General features: G+C 28.6%; 4 protein-coding genes, 1 pseudogene and 1 other annotated feature. Of the genes and pseudogenes, 1 reads left to right on the forward strand and 4 read right to left on the reverse strand.

All coding sequences use genetic code 11. The annotated features are described in order from the left end of the window. From Q0V15_RS11795 to Q0V15_RS11805, 3 genes are all read right to left on the reverse strand, one after another. Positions 1 to 483 (reverse strand): class I tRNA ligase family protein (locus tag Q0V15_RS11795; protein WP_297439251.1); only part of this gene is annotated, 483 nt, incomplete at its 3' end. A 50-nt stretch (positions 484 to 533) separates the two neighbouring features. Beyond that, positions 534 to 842: a binding site (T-box leader), on the reverse strand. Between the two features lie 64 nt (positions 843 to 906). Further along, positions 907 to 1,713, reverse strand: coding sequence for a hypothetical protein (locus Q0V15_RS11800; RefSeq protein WP_297439253.1), 807 nt, complete (start codon positions 1,711 to 1,713; stop codon positions 907 to 909). 257 nt (positions 1,714 to 1,970) lie between these two features. Next, the gene (locus tag Q0V15_RS11805; protein WP_297439255.1) at positions 1,971 to 3,116 is read right to left on the reverse strand and encodes an iron-containing alcohol dehydrogenase; all 1,146 of its coding nucleotides are present in this window, start codon (positions 3,114 to 3,116) and stop codon (positions 1,971 to 1,973) included. Positions 3,117 to 3,585: 469 nt separating this feature from the next. Here Q0V15_RS11805 and Q0V15_RS11810 point away from each other — a divergent pair, with 469 nt between their 5' ends. Further along, on the forward strand, positions 3,586 to 4,116 hold the full coding sequence (locus Q0V15_RS11810; RefSeq protein ID WP_297439257.1) for an aromatic acid exporter family protein: 531 nt from the start codon (positions 3,586 to 3,588) through the stop codon (positions 4,114 to 4,116). A gap of 25 nt (positions 4,117 to 4,141) precedes the next feature. On the opposite strand, the pseudogene Q0V15_RS11815 reads toward Q0V15_RS11810, so the two are convergent. Continuing rightward, positions 4,142 to 4,940 (reverse strand): annotated as a pseudogene (locus tag Q0V15_RS11815) (hypothetical protein); the annotation flags it as partial.

Below are 4,940 nucleotides of genomic sequence, written 5' to 3' on the forward strand. Positions count from 1 at the left end.
ATAAGCTTCCTCTTTAGCAGTTTCAACTGGTCTTCCACAATCAGGACAGTTTCCTTCTACAAGTTGCCCCTCAGTCCAGAATGACTCACATGGTGTACAATAAAGCCCTTCATATGATGACTTATATATATCCCCTTGCTCAAAAAGTCTTGTAAATATCTTTTGAACTGTTTTCATATGATAATCATCAGTTGTTCTGATAAATTTATCATAGCTTATGTCCATCATTGTCCATAAATCTTTGATTCCTGCAACCATTCCATCTACATACTCTTTTGGACTGATTCCTGTTTCTTCAGCTTTTCTTTGGATTTTTTGACCATGTTCATCTGAACCAGTAAGGAACATAACCTCGTATCCTGTTAATCTTTTAAATCTTGATAAAGCATCAGCAGCTACTGTTGTATAAGTATTTCCTATGTGAAGTTTTGCTGATGGATAATAAATAGGTGTTGTGATATAAAATGTTTTATCTTTATTCATCTCTATTCCTCCTAATTAAATATATAAAAAAACCCCTATGAGAAAAATCTCATAGAGGCGTTATTTTACGCGTTACCACTCTAGTTTTTAATCTTATCACTAAGATTATCTCTGCAAGTAAATCCTTCTTTGCATACCTTAAGTACAAATTAATTACGCAATAAACAATATGATTTCTTTTTGCTATGCAAAAAAATCATTACTCCAGCAATATAACGGTTGCTACCGTATTCTCTTAAGAATCCCTCAGAGAATATGCTCCAAGACCATCTTCATAAAATTTCATATCTCTGGCTTCCACCTAATCCAGCTCTCTTTTGCATACTCTATTCTACTACTCTTCTCTTCCTAGCATATGTCATATTCTATTATTATATGTTTTTTATATCTTCACTGTCAATCACTTTTAAAATAAATTTTAAATTAATCATCAATTTCCTTACTATAAATACTAGTGCTAAAATCTATATTCTCAAAATTATCATCATCCTTAAAATCATCTTTATATTCATAATCAATACTAAAAAAATCAAATGAATTACTATTAAAAATAAGTTCTTGTTCAATTTCTAAATCACATTTTATTTCAATTGTTACTATTAATATTATTATATATATAATTGTCATCAGTATAAGTAAATTCACACCTTTTACTATATTCATCATATTTGAAATTACAAGAACCATAAACATAAAAAATGATAATATAACAAATAACTTATGTTTTAAACTTTTCCACTCAATTATTTTTTTATAATTATTTTTTTCAAGCTCTTGTATATATCTTTTTTTCATATACATTTTTATTACTTTATAAAGTATATATGTAGCTATATAAAATACACCCATTACCATTACATACTTTATTATAACTATATTTTGACTTAAAAAATGTCTGCAAATTGATTCTACAAGTATAATAATTGCATATTTATATATTCTATTTAAAAACTTCATCTGATACTGTAATGCTATATTTTCTCGCTCTTTATTTTTCCGAAATTCATAAAATGATTTTATAATTACATACATTAAACCTATATCTATAATTATAAATATTCCTTTTGAAATTCTTGTTGCTATATATAAAGCAAATGCACCAAGCAAAAATACACTTATGGCACAAAATGAATAGTAATACTCCTCAAAGGATTTTTTAGCACTATACCTAACTTGATTATATAATTTACTTTCTCTTTTATCATAATCATAATCATTCTCTGAAAACATTTAATCACCCCTAACTTATAACAGTTTATCATTAATTTACTATAAAATTATAACGAGTATATTATATTTTTGCTAATTAATATTTTGATGCTATATATTAAAGTTAATTTAAGTATTTCCTTATTCTCTAAAATTAAATTTACTCAAAAAAAGCAACATTCTCTTAGAAATTATCTCATCTAAGAAAATGTTGCTTATTTAATAGCAGTTGGGATACCCACTCCGCTCTATAATTCTTTTATATTATTTAGTTTTTATTAGAAAGCTTCACCAAGAATAGTCATTATATCACTTGTTTTAGCTTCTATTGGGTTAGCAAATCCACAAACATCTTTTAAAGCATTAGCTGTAAGAGTTGGGAAATCTACTTTTTTAACTCCAAGTTCTTCAAGACCAGCTGGGATACCCACTCTGCTTGATAACTCTTTGATAGCTGTAATACAAGCCTGTGCACCTTTTTCTTCTGATAATCCTGCGATATCAAGACCCATTAAAATACCAACTTCTTGTAATCTTTTAGCTGCTACTTGTGTATTGAATTTTTGAACGTGTGGAAGTAATACTGCATTACAAACACCGTGAGGAAGATTGTAGAATCCACCTAATTGGTGAGCTATAGCATGTACATATCCAAGTCCAGCATTATTAAATGCCATTCCAGCTAAGTATTCAGCATAAGCCATTTGTTCTCTAGCTTCTATATTTTTACCATTAGATACTGCTTCTTCTAAGTGTTTAGCTATTAAAACTATTGCTTTTTCAGCACAAGCATCTGTTATTGGTGTGGCACCTTTTGCTACATAAGCTTCTACAGCATGTGTTAAAGCATCCATACCTGTTGCAGCTGTTAAGCCTTTAGGCATATCTAACATTAATAATGGATCATTTATTGCTATATTTGGTGTTAAGTTTTTATCAACTAAAGCCATTTTAACATGAGTTTCCTCATTTGTTATTATAGCGAATAATGTCATTTCTGAAGCTGTACCAGCTGTTGTGTTTACACACATTAATGGCATCATTGGTTTTTCTGATTTATTTACACCTTCATAATCTTCTATTTTTCCACCGTTTGTTGCAAGTAAAGCCATTCCTTTAGAACAGTCATGAGCTGAACCTCCACCAAGTGAAATTATAAAGTCACAGTTATTTGCTTTTAAAGCAGCTAACCCTTCATTTACTAATTGAACAGTTGGATTTGGCTTAACTCCATCAAATAATACAAAATCAATTTTATTTGATTTCAGTATTGATGTTAATTTTTCAGCAACTCCAACCTTGATTAAAATTTTATCTGTAACGATTAACGCTTTTTTAACGTGTAGATCTTTAATTTCTCCTGCGATTTCTTTTAAAGAATCTGCTCCCATTAAACTTATCTTAGGCATATAAAAATTAGCCATTGTAATCACTCCTCAATTATTATTTCTAATAATTACATAAGATTAAAAATCTTTTAACGTATCTTTCAATCTTGTGTAATCATTGCTATGTCTTTATTCTAGCTTTTATAAGTTAATGTTTCAAATTGCATTTTTTAATAAGTTACAGGAAAATTCTTCATATAAATAAAAAAATTTGCAGAAAAATCAAAAAATGATTGATGGATATTTATTAATTCTTGCATTTATATTCAATATTTATATTTTGTTAAAAAATTCTCAAACTTTCAGAAGATTTATACTATATCTTATTACACATAGTATAAAGTAAACTTTTTCACAAATAAATTTATTAAACAATCCTTATTTTTATAAGTATTTTAGATAATTTTTATGCAAAAAAAATATTCATTTACTATTATATGTATATAAACAATTATGGTATAATATAGTAAAATTTAACAATATATCATTAAGGGGATACTTAAAAATGGACATTAGAAATTCAAATAATCATAAATTTCCTAAAATAGGAGCTAGAAATTTCAAAACAGCATTATCTATATTACTATGTATTGTCATTTTGCCACTTCTTGGTTTTGATTCTCCGTTTTATGCCTGTATAGCTGCAGTCATATGTCTTACTGATTCATATGAGAACTCTATAAAAATAGGTAAAAATAGAATGATTGGAACTATTGTTGGTGGTACTTTTGGTATGTTTGCTACAATTATTCTTTCTAATTATGACACTACTATTCTTAGGTATATCATTATATTTATATTTTCAATTTTAACTATCTATGTTTGTACAATATTAAATAAACCCGGTTCAGTTTCTATTGCCTGTATTGTTTTACTTGCAAACTTACTATTAAATAGAGATTATTCAAACTATCTTTATACCGTTAGTAGAATATTTGAAACTTTTATAGGCATCTTAATTGCAGTTTTAGTTAATGCCTATATACTTCCTAAAGATAGACATAAAACTAAAATATATAATAAAAGTCCAAAGTGAAAACTTTGGACTTTATCATTTTAAGCTATCCTACTCTAGCAATACTTAAAACGACAGGGCTTGTTCCATTTGCACATGTTGTTATGGTTGATCCACCAACAAAATTGCTATCATTCATTAAACTTATTACTCCATTTTGTGGAAGGCATACAGTAGCACACCCTGAAATGTTATAGCAAGTTGTTGATATTGGTCTTGTTACTGAGAAATCTGGATGACTATTTGATTGTTGAACAAAATTAGCATATAAATTTACTCTATGATTAACTGTATCAGCAGTTTCTCCACCAGTAACATTTACTCCAACATTATAAAATACATTATATACCCCAGCATTTTGTACTCTTATCATACTAGGTGCTGCAAGACATATATCACTTGTTCCTCTACCAACTTGATTAAAAGAGAATGGTCTATTTACAGGAACTGTTTCTGACTGATTGTTTGCAAAAGTTCCAAAGCTTTGTGGAGTTAAACATCCACAACAAGGCTTACAACATGGATTGCAACAATTATTTGGGCATGGATTGCAACATTGGTTACAACAAGGATCATATATTCTATTATTTGGATCAAAAGGTGCCAAAAAATTATTTGGTACTCTTGGATCTATAATTGGCATACAACATGGGTCGCAACATGGCTTACATGGATCTATACAAGGTCTACAACATGGGTCACATGGCTTACAACATGGATTGCAAGGGTCTATACAAGGTTTGCAACATGGATCACATGGTTTTGGTTTACAGCATGGATCATAACATTTTTTTACACAGTATTTTCTTTCACTCATTTTTTTACTCACCGTCCTATAATACATA

Origin of the sequence: uncultured Clostridium sp. (genome assembly GCF_947036855.1) — a bacterium.
Taxonomy (GTDB): domain Bacteria; phylum Bacillota; class Clostridia; order Clostridiales; family Clostridiaceae; genus Sarcina.